General features: G+C 54.6%; 17 protein-coding genes. 15 read left to right on the top strand and 2 right to left on the bottom strand.

What is annotated here, in order from left to right; all coding sequences use genetic code 11:
- Nucleotides 1-152 precede the first annotated feature (152 nt).
- The 9 genes from E9954_RS10440 (at nt 153) to E9954_RS10400 (ending at nt 13,158) form a co-directional block, all read left to right on the top strand.
- Nucleotides 153-2,066, top strand: a complete 1,914-nt coding sequence (locus E9954_RS10440) for a sulfatase-like hydrolase/transferase (RefSeq protein WP_168442147.1) — start codon at nt 153-155, stop codon at nt 2,064-2,066.
- 13 nt (nt 2,067-2,079) lie between these two features.
- Entirely contained in the window at nt 2,080-3,948 is a 1,869-nt protein-coding gene (locus E9954_RS10435; RefSeq protein WP_168442146.1) for a sulfatase, read from the top strand.
- 11 nt (nt 3,949-3,959) lie between these two features.
- The gene (locus E9954_RS10430; RefSeq protein WP_222847133.1) at nt 3,960-4,883 is read left to right on the top strand and encodes an alpha/beta hydrolase; all 924 of its coding nucleotides are present in this window, start codon (nt 3,960-3,962) and stop codon (nt 4,881-4,883) included.
- Nucleotides 4,884-4,890: 7 nt separating this feature from the next.
- Entirely contained in the window at nt 4,891-5,544 is a 654-nt protein-coding gene (locus E9954_RS10425) for a hypothetical protein (RefSeq protein ID WP_136079117.1), read from the top strand.
- A gap of 66 nt (nt 5,545-5,610) precedes the next feature.
- Nucleotides 5,611-7,404, top strand: coding sequence for a sulfatase-like hydrolase/transferase (locus E9954_RS10420; RefSeq protein WP_168442145.1), 1,794 nt, complete (start codon nt 5,611-5,613; stop codon nt 7,402-7,404).
- Nucleotides 7,405-7,419: 15 nt separating this feature from the next.
- Nucleotides 7,420-8,829 (top strand): hypothetical protein, encoded by a 1,410-nt coding sequence (locus E9954_RS10415; RefSeq protein ID WP_136079115.1) that lies wholly within the window; start codon nt 7,420-7,422, stop codon nt 8,827-8,829.
- Nucleotides 8,830-8,930: 101 nt separating this feature from the next.
- Entirely contained in the window at nt 8,931-10,667 is a 1,737-nt protein-coding gene (locus E9954_RS10410) for a sulfatase-like hydrolase/transferase (protein WP_168442144.1), read from the top strand.
- Complete coding sequence (locus tag E9954_RS10405; protein ID WP_136079113.1) at nt 10,664-12,250, top strand: sulfatase-like hydrolase/transferase; 1,587 nt, start codon at nt 10,664-10,666, stop codon at nt 12,248-12,250. Before E9954_RS10410 ends, E9954_RS10405 begins: the two co-directional genes overlap by 4 nt.
- A 26-nt stretch (nt 12,251-12,276) precedes the next feature.
- A complete protein-coding gene (locus E9954_RS10400) occupies nt 12,277-13,158 on the top strand; it encodes an amidohydrolase family protein (RefSeq protein WP_168442143.1) in 882 nt (293 codons plus the stop codon).
- Between the two features lie 150 nt (nt 13,159-13,308).
- Here the strand turns inward: E9954_RS10400 and E9954_RS33885 are convergent, their stop codons facing one another.
- Nucleotides 13,309-13,488 carry a VHL beta domain-containing protein gene (locus E9954_RS33885; protein ID WP_136080205.1) on the bottom strand — a complete coding sequence of 60 codons (180 nt, stop codon included), beginning with the start codon at nt 13,486-13,488 and terminating at the stop codon, nt 13,309-13,311.
- On the opposite strand from E9954_RS33885, the gene E9954_RS10390 reads away from it, so the two are divergent.
- The 6 genes from E9954_RS10390 to E9954_RS10365 all read left to right on the top strand — a co-directional run bounded on the left by E9954_RS10390 (nt 13,435) and on the right by E9954_RS10365 (nt 21,046).
- On the top strand, nt 13,435-14,802 hold the full coding sequence (locus E9954_RS10390) for a sulfatase family protein (protein WP_136079111.1): 1,368 nt from the start codon (nt 13,435-13,437) through the stop codon (nt 14,800-14,802). The two genes, E9954_RS33885 and E9954_RS10390, sit on opposite strands and share 54 nt — an antisense overlap.
- An 8-nt stretch (nt 14,803-14,810) precedes the next feature.
- Nucleotides 14,811-16,127: a glycoside hydrolase 5 family protein gene (locus E9954_RS10385; protein ID WP_136079110.1), complete on the top strand. Its 1,317-nt coding sequence runs from the start codon at nt 14,811-14,813 to the stop codon at nt 16,125-16,127.
- 183 nt (nt 16,128-16,310) lie between these two features.
- The gene (locus E9954_RS10380; protein ID WP_136079109.1) at nt 16,311-16,958 is read left to right on the top strand and encodes a hypothetical protein; all 648 of its coding nucleotides are present in this window, start codon (nt 16,311-16,313) and stop codon (nt 16,956-16,958) included.
- A 51-nt stretch (nt 16,959-17,009) separates the two neighbouring features.
- Nucleotides 17,010-18,479 carry an MFS transporter gene (locus E9954_RS10375; protein ID WP_136079108.1) on the top strand — a complete coding sequence of 490 codons (1,470 nt, stop codon included), beginning with the start codon at nt 17,010-17,012 and terminating at the stop codon, nt 18,477-18,479.
- A 153-nt stretch (nt 18,480-18,632) separates the two neighbouring features.
- A complete protein-coding gene (locus tag E9954_RS10370) occupies nt 18,633-20,075 on the top strand; it encodes a sulfatase family protein (RefSeq protein WP_136079107.1) in 1,443 nt (480 codons plus the stop codon).
- Nucleotides 20,076-20,122: 47 nt separating this feature from the next.
- Entirely contained in the window at nt 20,123-21,046 is a 924-nt protein-coding gene (locus E9954_RS10365; protein WP_136079106.1) for a sulfatase-like hydrolase/transferase, read from the top strand.
- On the opposite strand, the gene E9954_RS10360 is transcribed toward E9954_RS10365, so the two are convergent.
- Nucleotides 21,027-21,569 carry an IS630 family transposase gene (locus E9954_RS10360; protein ID WP_246046704.1) on the bottom strand — a complete coding sequence of 181 codons (543 nt, stop codon included), beginning with the start codon at nt 21,567-21,569 and terminating at the stop codon, nt 21,027-21,029. The genes E9954_RS10365 and E9954_RS10360 overlap by 20 nt on opposite strands.
- Nucleotides 21,570-21,574 lie beyond the last annotated feature (5 nt).

The following is a 21,574-nucleotide window of genomic DNA, read 5'->3' as shown; positions in this document are numbered from 1 at the left end:
CTCGAAGAGCGACGGCGGCAGTGACGGAATCACCGCTTGTCGTTCGGACGGTTCGTTCCCGGGATTCATGATATTTGAATTAAATAAACGAATGGAATTGATCTTAGGTCCCCGGAATGACAGATTGTATTTTTAATGTGGAGATGCGATTTATGAAGAATGTCTTTAAGTGGATACTGTGCGGGTTGGTTTTTGCAGGAAGCGTGGCGGTGGCTGTGGAGCAACGCCCTAACATTTTAATTATTTTTGCCGATGACCTCGGCTATGGCGATGTCGGGTGCTATGGCGCGACGAAGCTGAAGACGCCGCATATTGACCGCATTGCGAAAGCCGGGGTGCGGTTCACAAATGCGTATACGCCGTCGTCGACCTGTTCGCAGTCGCGGGTGAGTTTGTTGACCGGGCGCTACTGGTGGCGCAGTCCGCTGCATCCGCCGAAGGGTGTAATTGCTCCGGCGGGGCCGAATGCGCTGCTGGAGAAGGGGATTGAGCCGCTGCCGAAGTTTTTCCAGCAAAACGGCTACCGCACGGCAGCGTTCGGGAAATGGCATGTCGGGGTCGGGTATGGTGAAACCTATACGGATCGGTATGACTGGAATCGCCCGACAATCGAGGGCGGGCCGCTGGCATCGGGTTTTGACTATTTCTTCGGTCTGGCCGCCAATGTGGTAAACGAGCCGGCCTTTTACATTGAAAACGACACGTTTGTCGGGCGCGGTCCGAACGACCGCATTGAGGTGAATGGCAAGAAAGTGACGCCGTGGACGCCGGACGTTCTCTATAAAGAAGATGAGGTGGGGCAGGATACCGCCCGCAAGGCGGTGGAATATATTGAGTCCGCGCCCACCGATAAACCGCTGTTTCTCTATTTCGCTTCAACGGTTCCGCATAAGCCGATTACGCCTGGAACGCCGTTTGTCGGCAGCAGTGAATGCGGGGTCTATGGCGACTTTGTGCAGGAACTGGATTGGCAGGTCGGGGAGCTGATTGGCGCGCTGCGCAAAACCGGACGACTGGATAATACGATGATCATTTTCACCAGCGACAACGGTGCTGTGGTGGCCAAAGATGAGGAGTTCGCAAAAAAATGGCATCTGGAGCCGATGTGGGAAACCTATGCTGCGGGTCATCTCAGTAACGGCGAGTTGCGAGACGGCAAGCACGCAGTCTACGATGGCGGCAGCCGTGTGCCGTTTGTTGTCAGCTGGCCGAAACACATTCCGGCCGGAAAGAAGACCGAAGGTTTGTTCTGCCTGACCGATGTGTATGCCACTGTTGCAGATCTGTTTGAAACGCCGGTTCCCGAAAGCGCGATCGATAGCCAGAGCTTCTGGCCGGTCTGGTCGGGAAAAAGCGTGGCATCACCCCGCGAAACGGTTCCAGCGCGCACCTCCAATTCCATTTTTTCAATCCGCGAAGGAAAATGGAAATACATCGAGCACGATCCTGCCAACCCGACCAAACGGGTATCTGAAAACAGCGACCAGCTCTATGATCTCGAAAACGATCCCGCTGAAAAGAACAATGTGTTCAGCCAATATCCCGAAGTGGCCGAACGGCTGAAAAGGGAGTTAAGCAAAGTGAAGCCCGCAACGAAAGCGGTTAAGCCGTCCGCCGGCAACCTGCTGCTGGAAGGAAGCTTTGACAAAATGAAGGGAAGCAAGCTGCCCTCCGGCTGGCAGCTGAAAACCTTCAAGAAGGGTAGCGACATCGGCTCGGCCTCCGTGGAGGCGGTAAAGGACGGCGGTAATCCATGCCTGAAGTTTACCTGTGAGGGCGGAAAGTGGTCTTTAATAAGCCGCGCGGTGGATGCGCAGGTGGGAGCGACCTATACGCTTACGCTGCGTACCAAGGCACTGGACAGCCCGACCCCGGCTACGTTGTATCTGGTCAGCCCCTGGGAGCTGGTTGAGCAGAAGGATGGTGTTATTCCGACCGAGTGGACGACGGTTACAATGACGGTAAAAGCGGATAAACTGCGCAAGGGGAACAATCTGCTGATGCGAGTCGATCTTGATGGAACCGGTTCCATCCTGATCGATGATGTAACGCTTATCTCTGAATAACAGGATGCTGATTATGAAAAATGGTCTTAAATGGATAGTCGTTGGTTTGGTTGCGGCGGGCAGCGTCGTTTCCGCGGCACCGCAAAAGCCGAACGTTGTTGTTATTTTGGCCGATGATTTGGGCTGGATGGATTTGGTGAGCTATGCCTCGCGGGTAAAGAACGTGACGCCGGAAGCGTGTTTTTATGAAACGCCGCATCTTGATCGGCTGGCTAAACAGGGGATGAGCTTTACACAGGCCTATTCCGCCGCGCTCTGTTCGCCCGGTCGCTCGGCTCTGTTGACGGGGCTGTATCCGGCGCGGTTCGGCTTCCTGACGGCGTCAGGGCATATGAAGGGGAGTTATTCTTCGCGCAACACGACGCCACCGGCCGGATATCACATTCACGACCGAAAGAAAAATACGCCTGAGCAGACGAATCCCGCGCTCGGTTACATTGGGGCGCCGTTCACCTATGCGCTGCAAAGCGGGCAAGCCCATGACGAGTATGATGCGCTTACGATTGCCGAAGCGCTTAAAGGCTACCGCAGTGCGATGCTTGGCAAATGGCATCTCGGTGCCTTGGGAACGGAGGGCTATCAGCCGAAAGATCATGGGTTTGAGGAACTCGCCTATTTCGATCATGGCGGTTCGCCCTATTTTGATTGGCAGCAAAAATGGAACGGAAAAGGCGAAGGCAGTTGGAAAAGCGGAGGGAAGACTGGCGAGGATCTCGGTATCGAATACCTGACCGACGATTTAACGGAACGTGCCGTGCGCTTTATCCGCGAATGCGATAAAAACAAAGAGCCGTTTTTTCTCTATTTCGCACAATTCGCGGTTCACTCGCCGCGCGAAGCCAAGCCCGAGGATATCGCCTATTTCGAAAACAAACCGACCCGTGGCTGGAATGGGCACTCAATGCCGGAATATGCGGGTGTATTGCGCGGACTCGATAATTCAGTTGGACGCGTAGTGGATGAGCTTAACAAGCTCGGGATTGCCGAGAATACCTTGATCATTTTCATGTCGGACAACGGCGGGATTAATCGCGAAAACGCCACCTCGAACCTTCCGCTTCGCGAAGGAAAGGGAAAGTTGTACGACGGGGGCGTGCGTGTTCCGTTTATCGCCTATTGGCCCGGTCAGATCAACGGCGGCTCGAAGTGTGAGATCCCGATCGGTGTCGAAGACATCTTTCCAACGCTTCTCTCGGTGGCGGGCCAGGCGGACGATTTGAAAAATCTTGATGTCGATGGACGATCGATTCTGCCGCTGCTAAAGGATCCGGAAAACAAGGCGAAGCAATATACCCGCGACACCTTTTTCTGGCACAAAGCGGGCGGCGGGCTCGATAAAAAAGGGAACTACTCGCCCACCCGTACGGCCGTGCGCAAAGGCGACTACAAGTTGATGTTTGACGAACAGGGCTATCTGGAGCTCTACAATCTCGCGCAGGATATCGAGGAGAAAAACGACCTCTCCGAAAAAATGCCGGAAAAGACGACGGAGCTTTTCAAGCTGCTCGATGAAATGATCGACGAGGTGGTTCCTATGAAATATCAGCGTCGCCCGAATCCGCTCTACGATCCCGAAGCGAATGCAAAAAGCAAGGTTTCGCCTTACCGCAACCTGCGCAACCTGCCCATTCCAACCGTTGCCAAACCGGTCTCTAAGCCTAAAACGGTCAAGGCCGCCCCGGCTTCCAAGGTCCGCATCTGGGCGAAAGGAAAGCCGCAGCAGAAGGATGGCTCGTTTGTGAAGATGTTTGTGAACCCGAAAGGGAAGACGATTGTTACGCTGCGGCAGGCCGACGGAAGCGAGGTGAACATTTCGCATAAAGTGATGACTGCGGAAGACCTCGCCTATCTTGAATCCATTTCAGCCCAGGCAACGAAATAATGGAGCAACTCATGAAGGGAAGTTTAATTGCCTTAACCAGCCTGCTCGTCCTCTCCGCCGACGCGCAGAAGAAAGCCCCTCGATACGACGCATCCGTTCCTGCGCCCACTCAGGTCGGCATTCGCTACGGTGAACACGAAAAGCATGTGATGGATTTCTGGAAGGCGGAGTCCGATACACCGACCCCGCTGGTTTTTGTGATTCACGGCGGCGGTTGGAAGGGCGGCAGCAAAGAGAGGCTCAGCAAGTTTGTCGATGCGGAAGCGCTGCTGGAGGCAGGCATTTCGGTGGTGGCGATCAACTATCGGCTGATGGGCGATATCGAGGGCGATGTCCTGCCGCCGGTGAAAGTGCCGCTGCACGATGCCTCCCGCGCATTGCAGTTTGTTCGCAGTAAAGCGGAGGAGTGGAATATTGACAAAACGCGCATCGGTGCGGCCGGTGGTTCCGCCGGCGCCTGTTCCAGCCTTTGGATCGCCTATCATGATGATCTGGCTGACCCTGCGAGCAACGATCCGGTGGCTCGGGAATCAACCCGTCTCTTCTGTGCTGCCGTAACCAATCCGCAGACCAGCCTCGATCCGAAGCAGATGAAGGAATGGACGCCAAACAGCAAGTATGGCGGACATGCCTTCGGAAAGAAAAGCTTTGCCGAGTTTCTGGCCGACCGCGAAAGCATCCTGCCGTGGATTGCCGAATATTCCCCCTATGCGCTGGTGAATGCCGACGATCCTCCGGCGTATCTGTATTTCAAAAGCGCCCCCGCCATCGGCGAGGTGCAGAAAGACCCGACCCACTCGGCCAACTTCGGCGTCAAACTACAGGAGCATTGCCGGGCACTCGGTGTGGAATGCGAGCTGGTTTATCCCGGGGTCCCCGATGTGAAGTTCGAGACGCCGACAGATTACCTGATTCATAAACTCAACTTGCGATGAACTGTTGATGATGAGAATCATGTTTAAATGGATGGTTTCGATGTTGTTTTGGGCATCGTTCAACTGTGCGGCGGATGCAGGGTATCGGCCGGAAATTTTTAAGAAAGTAGAACCGGTCTACATCGATCAGTTTGATAAGGATGGGAAGGTGAACCGGGCATTCTGGCAGGTTAAGCAAAAAACCGTCTGGGTTGTTAAGGACGGCATGCTGGTCGGAAGCCCGTCGAGCAGGGAATATCAGGAGCATGTCCGAACCGAGGGGGATGGCATTCATACAGGGGCGAACCCCGTCATTATCCTGAAACCCGTTCCCGAGGAGTTCGTGTTGAGGATGCGGATCAAGTATGAAGGGGATGCCAAGGCCGTGAAAATCGATATCGGGCACCACATCAACAGCTTTATTTTCACGAAGGAATCTACCCGGATGAAGTTCAACAAGAAGGCGACCGCCGAGTCGGCCATCGCGTTCCCTGTCAATACCTGGGGCGAGCTCACTTTTGAATTCAAAGAGGGAAAGTTGCTTTTCGGGGTAAACGGGGAGAAGGAGGTCATCGAGAAGGGTTCAATCAGCATGGCGGATAGTCTCCAGGTCGATATCAAGGGGATTTCCCAAGGTAGGGTTTTGATTGATTGGATAGAGCTGTACCGTGGAATGGAGTAGGATGGATTCCTGCCATTATTAAAATCCAATGCAGAATCTTCCAAAATCTGGAACAGGAATATGGTTATGAAAAATGTAGTTAAGTGGTTTGTTGCACTGCTTGTAGTTGGTTCGTTTGCGCACGGCGCAGAGCGACCGCCTAACATTCTGCTGATTATTTCGGATGACCAGGGGTACGGGGATTTCGGTTTTACGGGAAACAAGCTGGCCGATACGCCAGTGCTGGATCGGCTCTCGAAAGAGGGCGCGTTTTATCCCCACTTTATGGTTGGCCCGGCCTGTACGCCGACACGCTCGGCACTGCTGACGGGTCGCAACCATCTGGATGTCGGCGTCTGGGGCGTCGGCTCGCGCGGCGATGTGCGGCGCGACGAGGTGCTGATGCCGTCGTTCCTGAAACCGTCCGGCTACAATACCTGGCTGTTTGGTAAATGGGACGGTGCAAAGATGATGGAGCTTGACCCGGTAGCGCGCGGCTTCGACTGGTTCTGCGGCATCGGCGGCGGATACCTGCAGAAGCGTCCGCTGCTCTGCACGCCGGTGGGTGGCGAGTGGACCGAGGGCTGGTCGGCCGAGCTGATCACCGATGCGGCCATTGAAAAAATCAAAGAGTCGGGCGATACGCCGTGGCTGATGCATATGGCCTACATTATTCCGCACCTGCCGTGGGAATGCCCTGATTCCTATGCCGACCCGTATCGTAAAAAAGGGTATTCGGAATCGTTCGCTCAGTGCTATGGCTCCATTAAACAGATGGATGACCAGATCGGGCGCCTGCTCGATGCGGTGCGCGACGCGGGGCAGGAGGAGAATACGATTGTGATTTTCTTCAGCGACAACGGCCCAACCGAAAATACGCCAGCCTATGTCAACGAAAACTTTAAACGTGCAACGTTTTCCGATGATTGGAAACTGCGCAACGCCTGCGATCTTACCGGTGCGAAAGCGGAAGTGTGGGACGGCGGCATCCGCAGTCCGCTGCTGGTGCGCTGGCCGGGCAACATCAAGCCGGGTATCCGGAAGCATGTTCCGATGGTGGAGGATATTCTGCCGACCGTGCTCGACCTTGCGCAGATTCCCGAAGCCAAACAGCCGAAGCATCTGCCGTTTGATGGTCAAAGCATTTATCCGTCGCTCAAGGATCCCGATTATGCCGATGAACGCGATATTTTCCGCATCGCCCTGGATGGCCCCGGACAGCCGGGGGACGTCACGCCGTCTGACATTATTGAGGATGCCCGGGAGGCGGACTACAGCAAGCTGCACACCGTGCTGCGGCGGGGGAACTATAAATTTCACCATCTGCCCGGCGGGCAGTTCCGCCTTTATGACATGATCAACGATCCCGGCGAACAGAACGACCTGAGTGCAACCATGCCAGAGCGCACCGAAGAGCTGGCGCAACGCTGTCGCGCACGGTGGGAAGACATCGCCTCGCGCAACCGGACCTTCCCGATGCGTCAGTTAAAAATCGACAATGTGGATCGCTGGGCCAAGTCGTGGACGCTGCGTGCCAACCAGGCGCTCCATTTTGAAGGTGAAATGCAGTCCATCTTTTACGGCGGAGCCCGAGGCTTCAGTTCGCCCGGCGACCGCGCAGATTACACGGTCGAAGTGCAGAATCCGCTCACCGTCTCTTTCGTTGCTGAAGGGAAGGGGCTCGACCAGTGCGCGCCCATCGATCTACTGATTGACGGCAAGCCCGTTGAAGTTAAAAGCCGCGATGCGAAACAGATTGTTTTCGGCTCGGCCACGCTGCCGGCCGGCAGCATACCGCTTGCGCTGGCCGTGCCCGTCGATGCCCAGGCCGGCTCCGCCGATGGGGAAGTGATCCAGATCACGATAGCACTTGTGCAGTAATCTTATGGGAAAGCCATGGTGAAAATGAAACAGTGGATCAGCCAGCTGGGGCTTTTGCTCTTTGTGCTTCCTTTAAAGGCGGCGGAACCCGCTCCCATGCAGATGTCGATTTGTCCGGCGATTACAACAGGACAGAAAGCGGATGCTGAGACTGTGTTCCGTTGTTTTGAAGATCTGTTCGAACATCGGTTGGATGAATGGAGCTACGTTGCTGAAAACCTATCGCAGTTTAAGTTTTATTCAACACCTATGGGACGCCTGTGCCGAGGCGAACCTGAATTGCTTCGCACCATTATGCAGCGGCTGTCGGAACTGAATCTCGGAGTGGGGATTGAAGTCGGTATTCGACATGGCCACGAAAACCTGATTAGTCGGTTGCTCGATCCGATTACGGAAGCGGGAGGTCGGGTTGATTTCCTGGTGACCGACAACGTATTTATTAAATCACAGGGCTGGGCGAAAGAGGAGTATAACTGGAGCTATGAGGAGGCCGTAGAGCGCTATGCGACGTTTGTCGCGGGAGTGAAGGAAAAGTATCCGAATATAAAAATCGGTATGATCGAAGCCGCATTTCGCTTTTACTGGGAGGATCCGGAACAGTTTCCCCCCGAAGGAAATCCTAAGAAGTCGCAGGGTGATCTGAAGGAACTGCTGCTGGATGTGATGAAGGCCTGTGAGGAGAAGGGTACGAAGCTGGATATGTTCCAGCCCGAATATTCCTATCAGCGGATTGAAAATACCCGAAACGGTTGGGGTAAGCTGAAGGCGATGGAGCAGTTCTGCCGGTCGAACGGGATGGATTTTATTTTCCTCTTTAACGACCATGAAGGTGGAAACGTATCAAACCAGGCCTTTTATGAAGGGGTGATACATTGTCTGCAACAGGTGCAGAAGCATGATCTACGGCCAACGATGGGCACCATACAGTCCTGGTATAAGCATCCCACCGTCGAGCTGCCGGAGGATGAGCCGTATACCTTTATGAATCTGGCCCGCGATTTTATTCACACCCATAAGGGCAAACCGCTGCCGCCGAAGTTCAGGGTGGTTGCAACCTCATTAGGTGGAGCCCAGATGGTGCTTGCGGATCGCAAAAACAGGCCGCTGAAGGTAAAGGTTTTTTCGGTATATGAGGAGGCCGCGGTGCTGCTTGATCTGAAGAGCGGTGCGCAGCGGAAGATTGCCTTCGAATTGCTGGCCCCTGAAAGCGTGGAGCAGCTTCGGGCTGCGAAGAACGAAGTCGGCAAAGCCGGCTATGTGGTTGAACTCGTGGATAAGCAGGGGCGCAGCATGAACTGTGTGGTGCTTTCGGTTGCGGAACAGCAGGTGAAGGTCCGGCCTGCCGATCGTGAGGCTGTACGCGATATACCTCTTTCGGCGTTGTCGCCACAGAGTATCGATTTGCTGGATTTTTTGGAGAAGTGATTATGTTCAACTTAACGGTTATGAAGAATGTGAAGAGGTTGGTGGTGTTTGGGCTGTCTGTTGCTGCTTTTCAATCGGCAATCGGAGATCGGCAATCGGAAATGCCAAACATTCTGCTGATTATTTCTGATGATCAGGGCTACGGGGACTTTGGGTTTACAGGTAACGATGTGGTGCAGACACCGGCGATTGACCGGCTCGCTGCAGAGTCGGCCTTTTATCCCTATTTCATGGTCGGCCCGGCCTGTACGCCGACGCGATCATCGCTGTTTACCGGTCGCAATTATCTGGATACCGGGGTCTGGGGAGTTGGCTCGCGCGGCAAGGTGCGGCGCGACGAAACGCTGATCCCGAAATTCTTCACCCCATCCGGCTACAAAACCTGGGCGTTCGGTAAAATGGATGGCGGTCTGGAAATGATGGAAATGACGCCGTCGGACCGCGGGTTTGATTGGTTTTGCGGAATCACCGGCGGGTATCTGCATCAACAGCCGGAACTCTGGACACCGGAAGGGCGTACGTGGACGGAGGGTTGGTCCGCGGAGCTGATCACCGATGCGGCGATTGAAAAAATCAATGAGGCGGGAGATACACCCTGGCTCGCGGTGATGGCGCACATTATTCCGCACCTGTGGTGGGATTCACCGGAGTCGTATGCCGAGCCGTTCCGCAAAAAAGGCTATTCGGAAGATATTGCCCAGTGCTATGGCTCGATTAAGCAGATGGATGATCAGATCGCCCGGTTGCTCCAGGCGGTCGAGGAAGCTGGCCAGGCGGAACATACGATTGTGCTGTTTATGAGTGATAACGGGTCGCTTGATGCGATGAACAACCGCGAGATGGGGGTCTGGGAAAACAGTGAACCCAAACGGCCGCATTCGCCGGACTGGGGCATTCGCAATCCGGGCAATCTGATCGGCCGCAAGGGCGAGGTGTGGGACAACGGTATCCGCAGTCCGCTGCTGGTTCGCTGGCCCGGAAAAGTCAAGCCCGGCATCCGCAAGCAGCCGGTCGGCGTGGAAGATGTACTGCCCACACTGCTGGAGCTGGCTCAGATTCCGGAGGAGAAACATCCGGAGCATTTCCCCTTTTCCGGAACAAGCTTCAGCGGCTCGCTGAAAGATCGAACGTTTAGCGATGATCGCGACATTTTCCGCCTGGCAACCGGCGGCCCCGGCGTTCCGGTCGGAGAGGGTGCCAATACGCCCGATATGAAAACGCTGCGGTACTCTTCCCTGCACACCATTCTGCGTAACGGGAACTATAAATTCCACCATCTGCCGGGGGGCGAATTCCGTTTGTACGACATGGAAAAGGACCCGGCCGAGCAAAACGACCTGAGCGCAGAATATCCCGAGCGCACCGAGGCCATGGCCCAACGCTGCCGGTTGCGCTGGGACGATATCGCCGCGCGCAACCGCACCTTCCAGATGCGGCAGCTGCGGATTAACAACGCCGACCGACCAGGCGCATCCTGGAATATCAACGTGCTGCAGCCGTTGCGTCTGACCGGCAAAATGGACATGCACGATTATCTCGGCGGCGTGAAAGGATTCCGCTACCCAGGGGACCGCGCCGACTACGCGGTTGAAGTACAGAAGCCGCTGACGGTCTCTTTCATCGCCGAAGGTACAGGTTTCGACCGATGCGCACCGATCAGCCTGCTGATTGATGGGAAACCGGTCACTGCCAAAAGCCGCTCGGCCGAAAAAAACGTTTTTGGCCCTATTGCTTTGCCGTCGGGAACGGTCCCGTTTTCGTTGGCCGTAGCGAATGATGCCAAAGCTGGCACGGCGATTGGTGAGGTGCTTAAGTTGACCCTGAAGTTGGAGAAATGATGAATAGATTGAAAACAGCTATTTATGTTGCGCTGTTATGCGGCGTGTTTAATGCCCATGCCGATCAACCGAATATTGTGCTGATTATGGCGGATGATCTGGGGTTTATGGATATTAACCCAACGGCGGAATTCGCCACAGACACACCGGCGAACGATCAATATTATGAAACACCGCATCTTAATGACCTGGCGAAAGACGGGGTTGCCTTTTCGCGCTGCTACAGCATGCCGCTCTGCTCGCCGTCGCGCGCCACGATTATCACCGGTCGCAACGGGGCGACCTTCGGGTTCAACAATGCTACGGCCATGAGAGCAGGCAAGTTTACGTTTGCCCAGAACGGGTTGGAACCGCCGGCTGAGTACCAGTTTCATGATAAGATGCCCGGAACGAATCCGACGTTTCCGGTCGCTACGGCAACGGGAAATTATGCCCTGCCGAACGGGCTGCCCGACAGCCGGGGGCAGAAGGTGTATTCGCTGGCGGAAATGCTGCCGGAGTATCGAAGTGCCTTCCTCGGCAAGTGGCATATCGGCGGAAACGATCTGGAAGGGCACCGCCCGCAGGATTTCGGGTTTGAGGCGATCACCTACGAGGATGAGGGGTGGTCGAAATATCATAAAGGGGTGCGTAAAAAATGGCACCATCCCGGGCCGGAGGCGCAGACCGAATATTTGACCGACGATCTCACGGAGTTGAGCACAGACTGGATTCGCAGGCATGTCAAAAAGCAACCGGAGCAACCGTTCCTGCTCTATCTGGCGCATTTTGCGGTTCATGGACCGATCGAGGCCAGGCCGGAGGATGTGGCCTATTTTTCAACGAAGAAAACCCGCGGCTGGAACGGGCAGGACAACCCTGCCTATGCTGGAATGATCCGGGCGCTTGATGATTCCGTCGGAGCGATCCGCGCGACCCTCAAGGAGTTGGGGGTAGCGGACCATACGATCATCGTGTTTACCTCGGATAATGGCGGTCAGGCCGTCAAGAAGGGGGCGCGCTGGACCAGCAATACGCCGTTGCGCGGACAGAAAGCCCAGACGTTTGAAGGCGGAATCCGTGTGCCGATGATGATGTATGTGCCGAATGGAGAAAGGCACCGGGTCGACACGCCGGTTACGTTGGAAGATGTTGCCCCGACCTTGACGGCCCTGGCCGGTAAGCAGGTGCCTGAAAAAATCCAGAAGCAGTGGTCGGGAAAATCGCTGGTTCCGCTGTTACAGAATCGCCCCGACGATTTTGAAAAACGCGCGGTCTTTATCCATGAACCGTATTACAGGCCGGATCACCTTACGGAAGGTTCTCCGATGACGGCCCCCAGTTCGGTGATGATTGAAGGCGACTACAAACTGATCGCCTACCATGACGGAGTGATGCGGCTGTTTGATCTGTCGAAAGACATCGGCGAAGCCAAAGACCTTTCCGCATCGATGCCCGAACGGGTAGGGCGCATGAAAAAGGCGTTGGCCAAATGGCGTTTTGAACATATTCCCGCCCGGTATGACACCAGCCTGAACAAGCGTTACAACCCGCAGGCTGATAATGCGCTGCCCGAGCCGGTCGGTCCGCTTTTTGTACGGTAGGGAGTTAAGTGATGAAGTCAGGTGGAATGCTAAAAACAGTTCTGATATTGGCAGTTCTGTGCAGCAGTGCTCTGGCTGAAAATCCTTCGGGCGGTATTGACACCCACATTCATCTGTATGAACCGGCAGGGTTGGACTGGCTGAAGCCGGATAATACGCGTTTAAACCAGCCCCACCACGCGGAACGGTTCAAGGCGGTTTCTGCCGGCACGCCCATCACATGGGCCGTTGCGGTTGAGGCGGGGACCAGCCTGGAGCATAACGAATGGATGCTGGAGCATGCAGCCGACAAGCCGGTTGTGGCGGCAGTCATTGGTAATCTGGATCTTGCCGATCCCGAAACCGGGGACATTCTGGAACGGTTTGCTCAAAATCCGAAGTTCCGGGGGCTGCGGAACCGTGCACGCGGGAAGGTCGATTTTTCCGATGAGACGGTCCGGAAAAATATCCGATGGCTGGAAGGTCGGAAAATGGTTCTTGAAACCGGTCTCGATCTGCACACTCGTACAGACATTGTTTCAATCGCGCAACGTTATCCTGATCTCACCATCATCATCAACCATATGGCCGGCGGACGACTGGATACTGAAAAGCAACCGCAAGGCTGGTGGGGGCCATTGGTTGAGGAACTGGGCGAGTGCCCTAATGTTTATTGCAAGCTATCCATGTTCGATGCCGTGTTTCAACATAACTACAGCCCGGACCGGCTAGATGCGTTATTTAATCCAATTATGGATGCCTTCGGTCCCGACCGGCTGCTGTTCGGCAGCAACTGGCCGATCTCCCCCGATTATGAAGGCATGTACAACCTGTTTGCGCAGCAGCTTTCGTCAAACACGGCACTGATGACTCGGATTCTGGTTGAAAATCCACAGAAAGCCTACCGCCTTGATCTCGCGGGCGAATAACGCTTGTGAAGCGTGCATTGATTTTCTCGAGATAAAGTAATCCACCGCTGATTACTAAAATCAGCCGTTATGCATGTTGTGTAAAGCGTCATTCGTTGTACTATTTATTGTTTGTGTTTTGGGCAACGTGGTGGTGTTTGCCAAAGGGATTTACCAAGGGTGTTGTTTATGGGTATGAATTTTCCGGCGATTACCGAAGTTTAACGTTGGATACGGCTGAGGCGGGTCGGTAGCTTGAAAATCCGCCCAATAATCGAGGAACGGAGAAGGTAGAGTATGAAGATGATAATTAAATTGTTGGTTGTTTTGTGCTGTGCAGCCTTTGTAGATGCCGCGTCACGCGGTCCGAACATTATAATGTTGTTTATCGACGACCTGGGCTATGGCGATACCGGGCCGTTTGGCTGCATGGATATTCCGACGCCGAATATCGACCGGCTGGCCAAAGGGGGCGTTGTGCTGACGCAGGCATATGTCACCAACCCGCCGTGCTGCCCCAGCCGTTCGAGCCTGATGATGGGGATGTATGGCCAGCGGTTCGGCAAATATGGTATGTCGCGCGGCATGCCGATTCCGGAGGACAAACCGACGTTTGCCGAAGTGTTCCGCGACAACGGATACACCACCGGGCAGATTGGAAAATGGGATCTGGGTGATAAGTGGCAGGGGCCGTCGGCTCGCGGGTTTATGGAAGTGGCCGAGCTGCCTCCGCGAATCAAGAAAGGAAACCATTTCCTGTGTAAAAACAAGGATGGTGAAGTGGTTTGGATTACGGAAATCGATGGGGATAACCTGATCGAGTTTGTGGATCGGAACCGCAAGGCCGACAAGCCGTTTATGATGTATTGGTCGCCGTTGGCGGTTCATTCGTCGCACCGGGATATTCCGGAGGAATTAGCAAGCCGCACGACAGCACCGCCGAAGCGGCGGAAGCTGGGTGGAGGTATCGTCTGCCTCGACGATCAGGTCGGCAAGCTGCTCGACTATCTCGATCAACATAAGATGCGCGAAAACACGCTCATTATTTTTTCGAGTGATAATGGTGCGAACACGGGCGAGGGGGGCACCTCGACCCCGTACCGGGGTGGAAAGGGAAAAGATACCCAGCAGATCGGCTGGACGCTTAGTCCGTCCATCGTCTCCTGGCCGGGCACCGTTCTGGAAGGAAAACGATTCGACGGCATGGCGTGTACCTTCGACTTCTATGCCACCATGCTGGCGGCCGCCAACCTGCCGGTTCCCGAACACATCGATGGAATTGATCTGATGCCGTACCTGAAGGGCAAAAAGAAAGGCGATGTTCACGAATATATCTACTGGCTCAACAAGGAACCGACCGATCCAGAGCATCGCCACCTGGTTGCCGTCCGCTGGAAAAACTGGCGGCTGTATCGTCATGTGGAAACCGATGCATGGCAGCTGTTCGATCTTGAAAAAGACCCGCAGGAAAAAAAGGACGTGGCTGGTCGCTTTCCCGAAGTGGTTGAGCGGCTTGCCCGCAAACACGGAGAATGGAAAAGCACGCTGGCGCCTTGCTGGAAAAAGCCGGAAGAAAAATATAGAAATCCCGGTGCCGCTACCCCCCAAGGATATGGCTGGGTGATGACCGATGGACGGGCGGTTCCGCCGAAAATTGAGAAATAAGGAAGGGCATGTCGAAAACGAGTTGTTTGAAAGGGGTGGTTGCTGTTGCCACCGTGGCAACGGCAGGTGCGGGAACGCTTGAACCGCTAGAGCGGATTGGTATTGAGCCAGGCAAGGACGGGGCGCAGTTTGTGCTCAAGGATTCCGAGACGCCTTTTCATGTATCAGGCTTTAACTATATCCGCCTGCGCAAGGAAGACGGAACGCCCGGCGGGGATCATTCGACCTTTGAAGCCGATACAGAATTCTCGAAGGCCGATTATGATCCAGACCGCGCCGAGGCCATGTTTCAGAGACTGGAGGATTCGGGTTACAACACGGTTCGTGTATTCATCATCGGGCGCGAACCCTTCAATCCCGGTATCGCCGGGGAATACAAAACCACGAAAGGGCTCTATGAACCCTATATGGAAAACGTGCTCGATTTCCTGCGCCGCGCGACCCGCCATAATATCCGCGTTTTTCCAACCTTTGGAGACGGCGAGCTTCCGAACAACGACTATTTCCTGAAGCGTTTCAACGGGGATAACGAGGAGAAAAACCTGTTTATCCTTTCTGCGGAGGGCGTGGATGCCCGGGTGGAATATATCACTTCCTTCCTGTCGTATATTAAGGCGAAGGAGCCCGCGGTACTGCCGACCCTGCTGGGGCTGCAGTGCCAGAACGAGGCGAACCTCGAGGCCGATAAACTCCCCTTCAGCCGGATTGAAGGAAACTTTACCGCGGCCAATGGAAAAACCTATGACCTTTCCAGCACGGAAGAACGCCAGGCGCTGATGGACGAGGGCTATCGCTATTATCATGGTCGTGTGGTCGATGCCGTGAAGGCGATTGATCCGGAGATGCTGGTCTCCGAGGGCGTATTTGTGCCGGCGGCGGTCGGCAAGGATACCGAAAATTCGGCCGGTCTGTGGCCGGAGAAATACAGGGACAAACGCTATCCGCCCACGCTGACGAGCCTGGGCGACGGCCCGCTCGACTGTCTCGATGTCCATATTTATCGCCACAACCGTCGTAAATCTGTCGAAGAGGCGGTGAAACACAGTCTGGATTCTACCGGATTTTATGCCCCCGAAATGGCGGAGATCCGCAAGATGAAACCGATCATCGTTGGGGAATTCGGCGCCTTTGACTTTATGGAAAAAACGTTCGAGGAAGGGGTCGACAACATGGTGATCGTCCGCGACCTGGTGCTGAAGGAAAGGGTGAACGGTATGCTGTACTGGACCTACGACTGTCTGGAGCAGAAGCTGCTCTGGCATGCGACCGACGACTGGGATCTGTTCTACAGCAAGCTCGGCACCTTTGAGCTGGATAAGGATTAGTCGTCGCAATCGTAATGTCAGATCGAATTTACACAGCATGATTGTTCAGAAACAGGAATTTTTTTATCGCGCAGAGGCGCAGAGGTCGCAGAGGACGTTTCCGGATTGAGTAAATGCTCTGCGGCTCTGCGAGGAAGACTTCTTTGTTTTGGTTACGGTGGAATGGGATGTGGAACTATGGAAATGGATGAGTTTTCACTGAATGGGAGGCAATGGCCGTTTACCCTTACGGAGGGGATGTTTACAGGTCCGGATGGCCGGGCGTATGATATGAGTCAGGATGACCAGCGGCAGGCGTTGTATGAGAATTCGATCCTCTCCTATCATGCCCGGGTGTCCAAGGCCGTTAAAGAGGTGGTACCTTCCATGCTGGTCGGGGAGGGTGTTTTTGTCCCGCGCGCGGTCGGCAAAGATTATGAGGGAAAACATTACGGCATACGGAACATGGGCAGGCGCGATCCTCGCTGTCCGCCCAAAGCCTCCACGATCCTGAATGGGGCGTTGGATTTTGTTGATGTCCATGTCTACTACACCAAGCCATCCACCACGCTGGAGGAGAGCTACCGCCTGGATATGAAGAGCACCGGATTATATTCGCAGGAGATGCAGGGTGTTCTGAAGGATAAACCGTATATCCTCGGAGAGTTCGGTTCCTTTAAGTTTATAGCCACCACGTTTGATCAGGCTCGCAAGAACATCCTTAAGACCCGAGATCTGGCCCTGGGCGATAACGCACAGGGGTACATGATGTGGACTTTTGATACTTTTGAGCAACGGTGCATCTGGCAGGCGATGGAAGATGAAGCCTTCCTGAAGGAGCTCTCGGATTAAATAGGGCAATGCTGAAGTGTAAATGAATTAAGACTGGATAGGGGTGGAAATATGAACATAAAAAAACTGAAAATCCGTGATCTATGGGGCTATGCCTCGGGCGAAGGGGCGAACTCGATCACCATGAACGGGATTGCCAACTATGCGATGCTGTTCTACACACAGATTATGGGGTTGAGCCCAGAGCTCGCCGGTATCGCTTTTGGAATCGGAACCATTTATGACGCGTTCACCGATCCGGTCATGGGCACGGTTTCCGACCGAACCACGAGTCGGTTTGGGCGGCGCCACCCGTATATGCTGATCGGTGGACTGCTACTGGCCGTCCTGTTTTTCTTCCTTTGGTTTGTGCCGGAATCCTTTCAGGGTGAAAAGCGGCTCTTCGGGTATCTCGTGGGTATCAACATCCTCATTAAAACCGCCTTTACGGTCTTTGTGGTGCCGTTTACCGCCCTTGGATTTGAAATGTGCAAAACCGATGATGATCGCGCCCGGATTCAGGGCGTGCGGTGCGGTTTCAACATGATCATTAACATAGTGTTCGGCGGACTGGGCTGGATCCTGTTTTTTCCCGACGGAAAAGCGGCGGACGGAACGAAGATAGACGGAACGAAGATCGCGGAAAATTTTAATGGCATGGGGGTCATACTGACGGTCTGTGCCCTGCTACTGGTTCTCTTCTGTGTTTTTGTTACCTTTAAATTTTCCGACAAGGGGCAGCTTAAGATTGAGGACAAAGACCAAGGGAATCATCTGAAGGCATTTATCCATGACCTGAAGGATGTCTATTCCGATAAACTGGTCTGGTTTGTGTTCGGCTTTTTCGGGCTGGCCCAGTTTTCCATGATGGTGGTTTCGCAGGTGCAGATGTTTACCTATGTGGAATACATGCGGTTTTCCGCTCTGGAAAAAACCTTCGTGCATACGGGCGGGATGGTCGGGTTCATGCTGGGATCTCTTCTGCTCGGCGGATTAGTGAAGCGGCTGGATAAGAAAAAAACCGGATACCTCGCCATGATTATCGGTTCCGCGGGCTGCCTCGCGCTGCTGGCGATTTTCAGCGGTGGGCTGATGGAACCGAAAGCGGTTCAGCTGTTTGTGGACTATAAAGGCGAAGCCTTCCATCTTTCTGCGGTGGTCTTCGGAGTTTTGCAGACGCTGTGGTGGGGCGGATGTGGGATTTTGGTGCCGCTGGCCATGGCTATGATCGCGGATCTTTCGGCGCTGAAAAAACTGAAAACCGGCGAGGTGACGGAGGGGCGCTATGCCGCCGGATTCTCTTTCTTCATGAAGGCTGCCACAGCGCTCGGACTTTTTGTGACCGGCTATATTCTCAAAGGGGTCGGCTATGTTTCCGGTGCGGAAAAGCAGACGGCCGATACGCTCGATAACCTGGCGCTGATGACCTTCATCGTCGGGCCGGTCCTGATGGTGGTTTCCTTTTTTATCCTTCGGAAATATCCGATTACGCATGAAACCATGGACGAATTACGTGCTCAGTATGGCGTGGAAGAGGGCTAGGTTCTGAAACGCGACTGAATACATGCAACGGTGCACAACGTTTCCCTTCGGGGAAACGTTCCCTACACAAGATATGCAGAGCAGGGTGTCGCGATCGCTTACCCGAAGGGAATCGATGATAAGAAAGTTTGAATTGAGAGCAGGAGTTTTATAATGAAACTAAAAATGAAAGATTTATTGGTCGCGGCCATGATGATCAGTGCGATGGTGCAGGGAGCGTCCCGTTCCCCGAATGTGCTGTTGCTGACAGTGGATGATATGAACTGGGATTCGCTGGAGGTGACGGGCTGTACGATTCCCGGTATTTCGCCGAACATCGACCGGCTGGCCGGGCAGGGATTCCGTTTTCACCATGCCCATGTGGCCAGCACGATCTTCGGGCCGTCGCGTAACGCGATGCTGACGGGGCGTTATCCGCATTGCTCGGGCAGCATGGGGCATGGACAGCAGCCGCCGGAAGGGTGGGTCGCCCCGGAAGTGATCACGCCCCGCCTGGACACCTACCTGCACGAGAATGGCTATTATACCGGCGCCATCCTCAAGAACAGCCGGCAGCTCAACCCGACCTTTGATATCCGTTTTCATGAAAAGCCGTTCGGGGTCGGCGCGAAAGACCGCGATCCGGATGCGTTTTTCGAACGCACCCAATTGGTGATTGAAAATGCCAAAAACGCGGACAAGCCGTTTTTCCTCTATGCTAACCCGATCGATCCGCACGACCCGTGGCCGCGCACGAAAAGCGAAGCGACCATGCGGGCGGAGTGGAATCCAGACGATCCTTATCCGGAAGCCACCACGCAGTTTGATCCCGATGAGGTGTATGTTCCCGCCTATCTCCTGGATACACCGGAGATCCGCAAACACATCGCCCCGTATTATGATTCCGTGCACCGTGGCGACCTCTGCATCGGAGCCGTCCTCCGCGCTCTGGAGGAGAGCGGCGAGGCGGAAAACACGCTGATTATCTTTCTTTCGGACAATGGAATGCTGCCGCCGGGCGCGAAGCGCTCGCTCTATGACAGCAGCACGCGAACCCCGCTAATCTTTTCGTGGCCGGGAAAGATCCAACCCAGTGTGGTGGATAAAACGCATTTGGTATCGTCCATCGACATCATGCCGACGGTGATTGAGGCGGTCGGGCTGCCGGAAGTGAAGGGACTGGAAGGCAAGTCGCTCTGGCCGATTCTTCAAGGGAATACTCCGGATGAATGGCGTGAGTTTGTCTATGCCGCGATGACCTATTATGCCCAATCGGAACCAAGAGCGTATTTTCCCGGTCGTGCAATGATCGGCAAAGAATATACCTATGTCTTTAATATCCATTCGCTGCGCGACCCGGAGCGTGTGAATGCCTTTGATGCCGGCTATCCGTTGATCCAGATGATGAAGCGCTCCGGAGAGCGGGAGCGCGCCCGCGCGGAGCATCTGGTCCGTCGCCCGCCGGAAGAATTTTATTCCACGCGGAAAGATCCCGGTTGCTGGAACAACCTGATCGGCAACCCGGAGCAAAAAGGCCGGATCGAAAAATATAAACGGGCGCTGGAAGAGGAAATGCGCGCGACGGGTGATCCTGAATCAGTTGTGTTTTCAAACTGAGTGTCAGATAACGTACCTAAGCTTTAGAAATAACAGAGAGATAAGAAATGATTAAGTGGATGGTTGTAGGGTTGGTTTTTGCATGCGGTGCTTTTGCTGATGTAGATGGCGCGTCACGTTCGCCCAACATTCTGCTGATTATTTCGGATGACCAGGGATATGGGGATTTCGGGTTTACGGGCAATAAGGTGGTGCAGACTCCAACCCTGGATCGGTTATCAAGGGAGTCGGCGTTTTATCTGCACTTTGTGGTCGGGCCGGCCTGTACGCCGACTCGCGCGTCGTTGTTTGCCGGTCGTCATCATCTCGATATGGGCGTGTGGGGTGTGGGCTCGCGCGGTCGGGTGCGGCGTGATGAAACGCTGATGCCGAAGTTTTTCTCTCCGTCTGGCTATGCGGCCTGGGCGTTCGGTAAAATGGACGGAGGGCTACATATGATGGAGATGACGCCCATTGACCGCGGATTTGATTCATTCCTCCCGGGGGCGGGGTATGCCCAGAGAAATAAGCAGGGCTGGGGCGCGGAGCTGATCACAGATGCCGCAGTTGAAAAAATACGGCAGGCCGGCGACAAGCCGTGGCTGGCCTACGTGGGCTATGTGATTCCGCATCTGGATTGGTATTGCCCCGAGTCCTATGCCGAACCGTTTCGTAAAAAGGGCTATTCGGAAGATATTGCCCAGTGCTATGGCTCGATCAAACAGATGGACGACCAGATTGCGCGCCTGCTGAAGGCGGTCAAGGAAACCGGTCAGGCGGAGAATACTATTGTGCTCTTCATGAGTGACAATGGATCGCTAGATGCGATGGGGCAGCAGGAGATGGGCGTCTGGGAAAACGCGAAACCCAAGAATCCGCACTCCCCGGATTGGGGGATTCGTAATCCTGGAAACCTGATCGGCCGCAAGGGCGAGGTCTGGGACAACGGCATCCGCAGTCCGCTAGAGCATATCACGATTGTAATGCCGTAATGTAGCACGATGAAAACCAACCTTCTGCATCCTTGGCCGTTACGGCCTCAAAAGCATTTGTGATTGCAGCGGAAAGCTCTTCCCGGGTACGGGCCTCGAGCTTTCTCAGCAGGCTCTTGATCTTGCTCCACATCTTTTCGATGGGATTGAAGTCGGGGCTATATGGGGGAAGAAAAAGAACCCGTGCTCCGCGACTTTCGATCATGATTATGGCCGCTTCGTCATAATGTGCGCCCAGGTTGTCCATGACCACGACATCCCCGTCATGGAGGCTCGGAGCCAGCACGACCTCAACATAGGTCCGGAAGGCGAGCGAATCCGTGGCCCCGGGCAACTCCATGGCTGCTGTTTCTCCGTTCAGCCGGATTGAAGAGATCAATGTCGTGGTGCACCAATGGCCATGCGGAGCATGGGCATAGAGGCGGGACCCGCCGGGAGATCGTCCTCGCAACCGGGTCATGTTGGTCTTCGCCCCGGATTCGTCTAGAAACACCAGCGCATGCGGATCCAGGGTAGGAAGCATCTGCA

Origin of the sequence: Pontiella desulfatans (assembly GCF_900890425.1) — a bacterium.
GTDB classification, from domain to species: Bacteria; Verrucomicrobiota; Kiritimatiellia; order Kiritimatiellales; family Pontiellaceae; genus Pontiella; species Pontiella desulfatans.
The sequence above is the reverse complement of the archived record's forward strand: the minus strand, read 5'-3'. Positions and strand labels throughout refer to the sequence as shown.

What these genes read in the sequence shown, in the direction of transcription:
- E9954_RS10440 (WP_168442147.1), top strand. Translation starts at nt 153, where the DNA reads ATGAAGAATGTCTTTAAGTGGATACTGTGCGGGTTGGTTTTTGCAGGA.
- E9954_RS10435 (WP_168442146.1), top strand. Translation starts at nt 2,080, where the DNA reads ATGAAAAATGGTCTTAAATGGATAGTCGTTGGTTTGGTTGCGGCGGGC.
- E9954_RS10430 (WP_222847133.1), top strand. Translation starts at nt 3,960, where the DNA reads ATGAAGGGAAGTTTAATTGCCTTAACCAGCCTGCTCGTCCTCTCCGCC.
- E9954_RS10425 (WP_136079117.1), top strand. Translation starts at nt 4,891, where the DNA reads ATGATGAGAATCATGTTTAAATGGATGGTTTCGATGTTGTTTTGGGCA.
- E9954_RS10420 (WP_168442145.1), top strand. Translation starts at nt 5,611, where the DNA reads ATGAAAAATGTAGTTAAGTGGTTTGTTGCACTGCTTGTAGTTGGTTCG.
- E9954_RS10415 (WP_136079115.1), top strand. Translation starts at nt 7,420, where the DNA reads ATGGTGAAAATGAAACAGTGGATCAGCCAGCTGGGGCTTTTGCTCTTT.
- E9954_RS10410 (WP_168442144.1), top strand. Translation starts at nt 8,931, where the DNA reads ATGCCAAACATTCTGCTGATTATTTCTGATGATCAGGGCTACGGGGAC.
- E9954_RS10405 (WP_136079113.1), top strand. Translation starts at nt 10,664, where the DNA reads ATGATGAATAGATTGAAAACAGCTATTTATGTTGCGCTGTTATGCGGC.
- E9954_RS10400 (WP_168442143.1), top strand. Translation starts at nt 12,277, where the DNA reads ATGCTAAAAACAGTTCTGATATTGGCAGTTCTGTGCAGCAGTGCTCTG.
- E9954_RS10390 (WP_136079111.1), top strand. Translation starts at nt 13,435, where the DNA reads ATGAAGATGATAATTAAATTGTTGGTTGTTTTGTGCTGTGCAGCCTTT.
- E9954_RS10385 (WP_136079110.1), top strand. Translation starts at nt 14,811, where the DNA reads ATGTCGAAAACGAGTTGTTTGAAAGGGGTGGTTGCTGTTGCCACCGTG.
- E9954_RS10380 (WP_136079109.1), top strand. Translation starts at nt 16,311, where the DNA reads ATGGATGAGTTTTCACTGAATGGGAGGCAATGGCCGTTTACCCTTACG.
- E9954_RS10375 (WP_136079108.1), top strand. Translation starts at nt 17,010, where the DNA reads ATGAACATAAAAAAACTGAAAATCCGTGATCTATGGGGCTATGCCTCG.
- E9954_RS10370 (WP_136079107.1), top strand. Translation starts at nt 18,633, where the DNA reads ATGAAACTAAAAATGAAAGATTTATTGGTCGCGGCCATGATGATCAGT.
- E9954_RS10365 (WP_136079106.1), top strand. Translation starts at nt 20,123, where the DNA reads ATGATTAAGTGGATGGTTGTAGGGTTGGTTTTTGCATGCGGTGCTTTT.
- E9954_RS10360 (WP_246046704.1), bottom strand. Translation starts at nt 21,569, where the DNA reads ATGCTTCCTACCCTGGATCCGCATGCGCTGGTGTTTCTAGACGAATCC.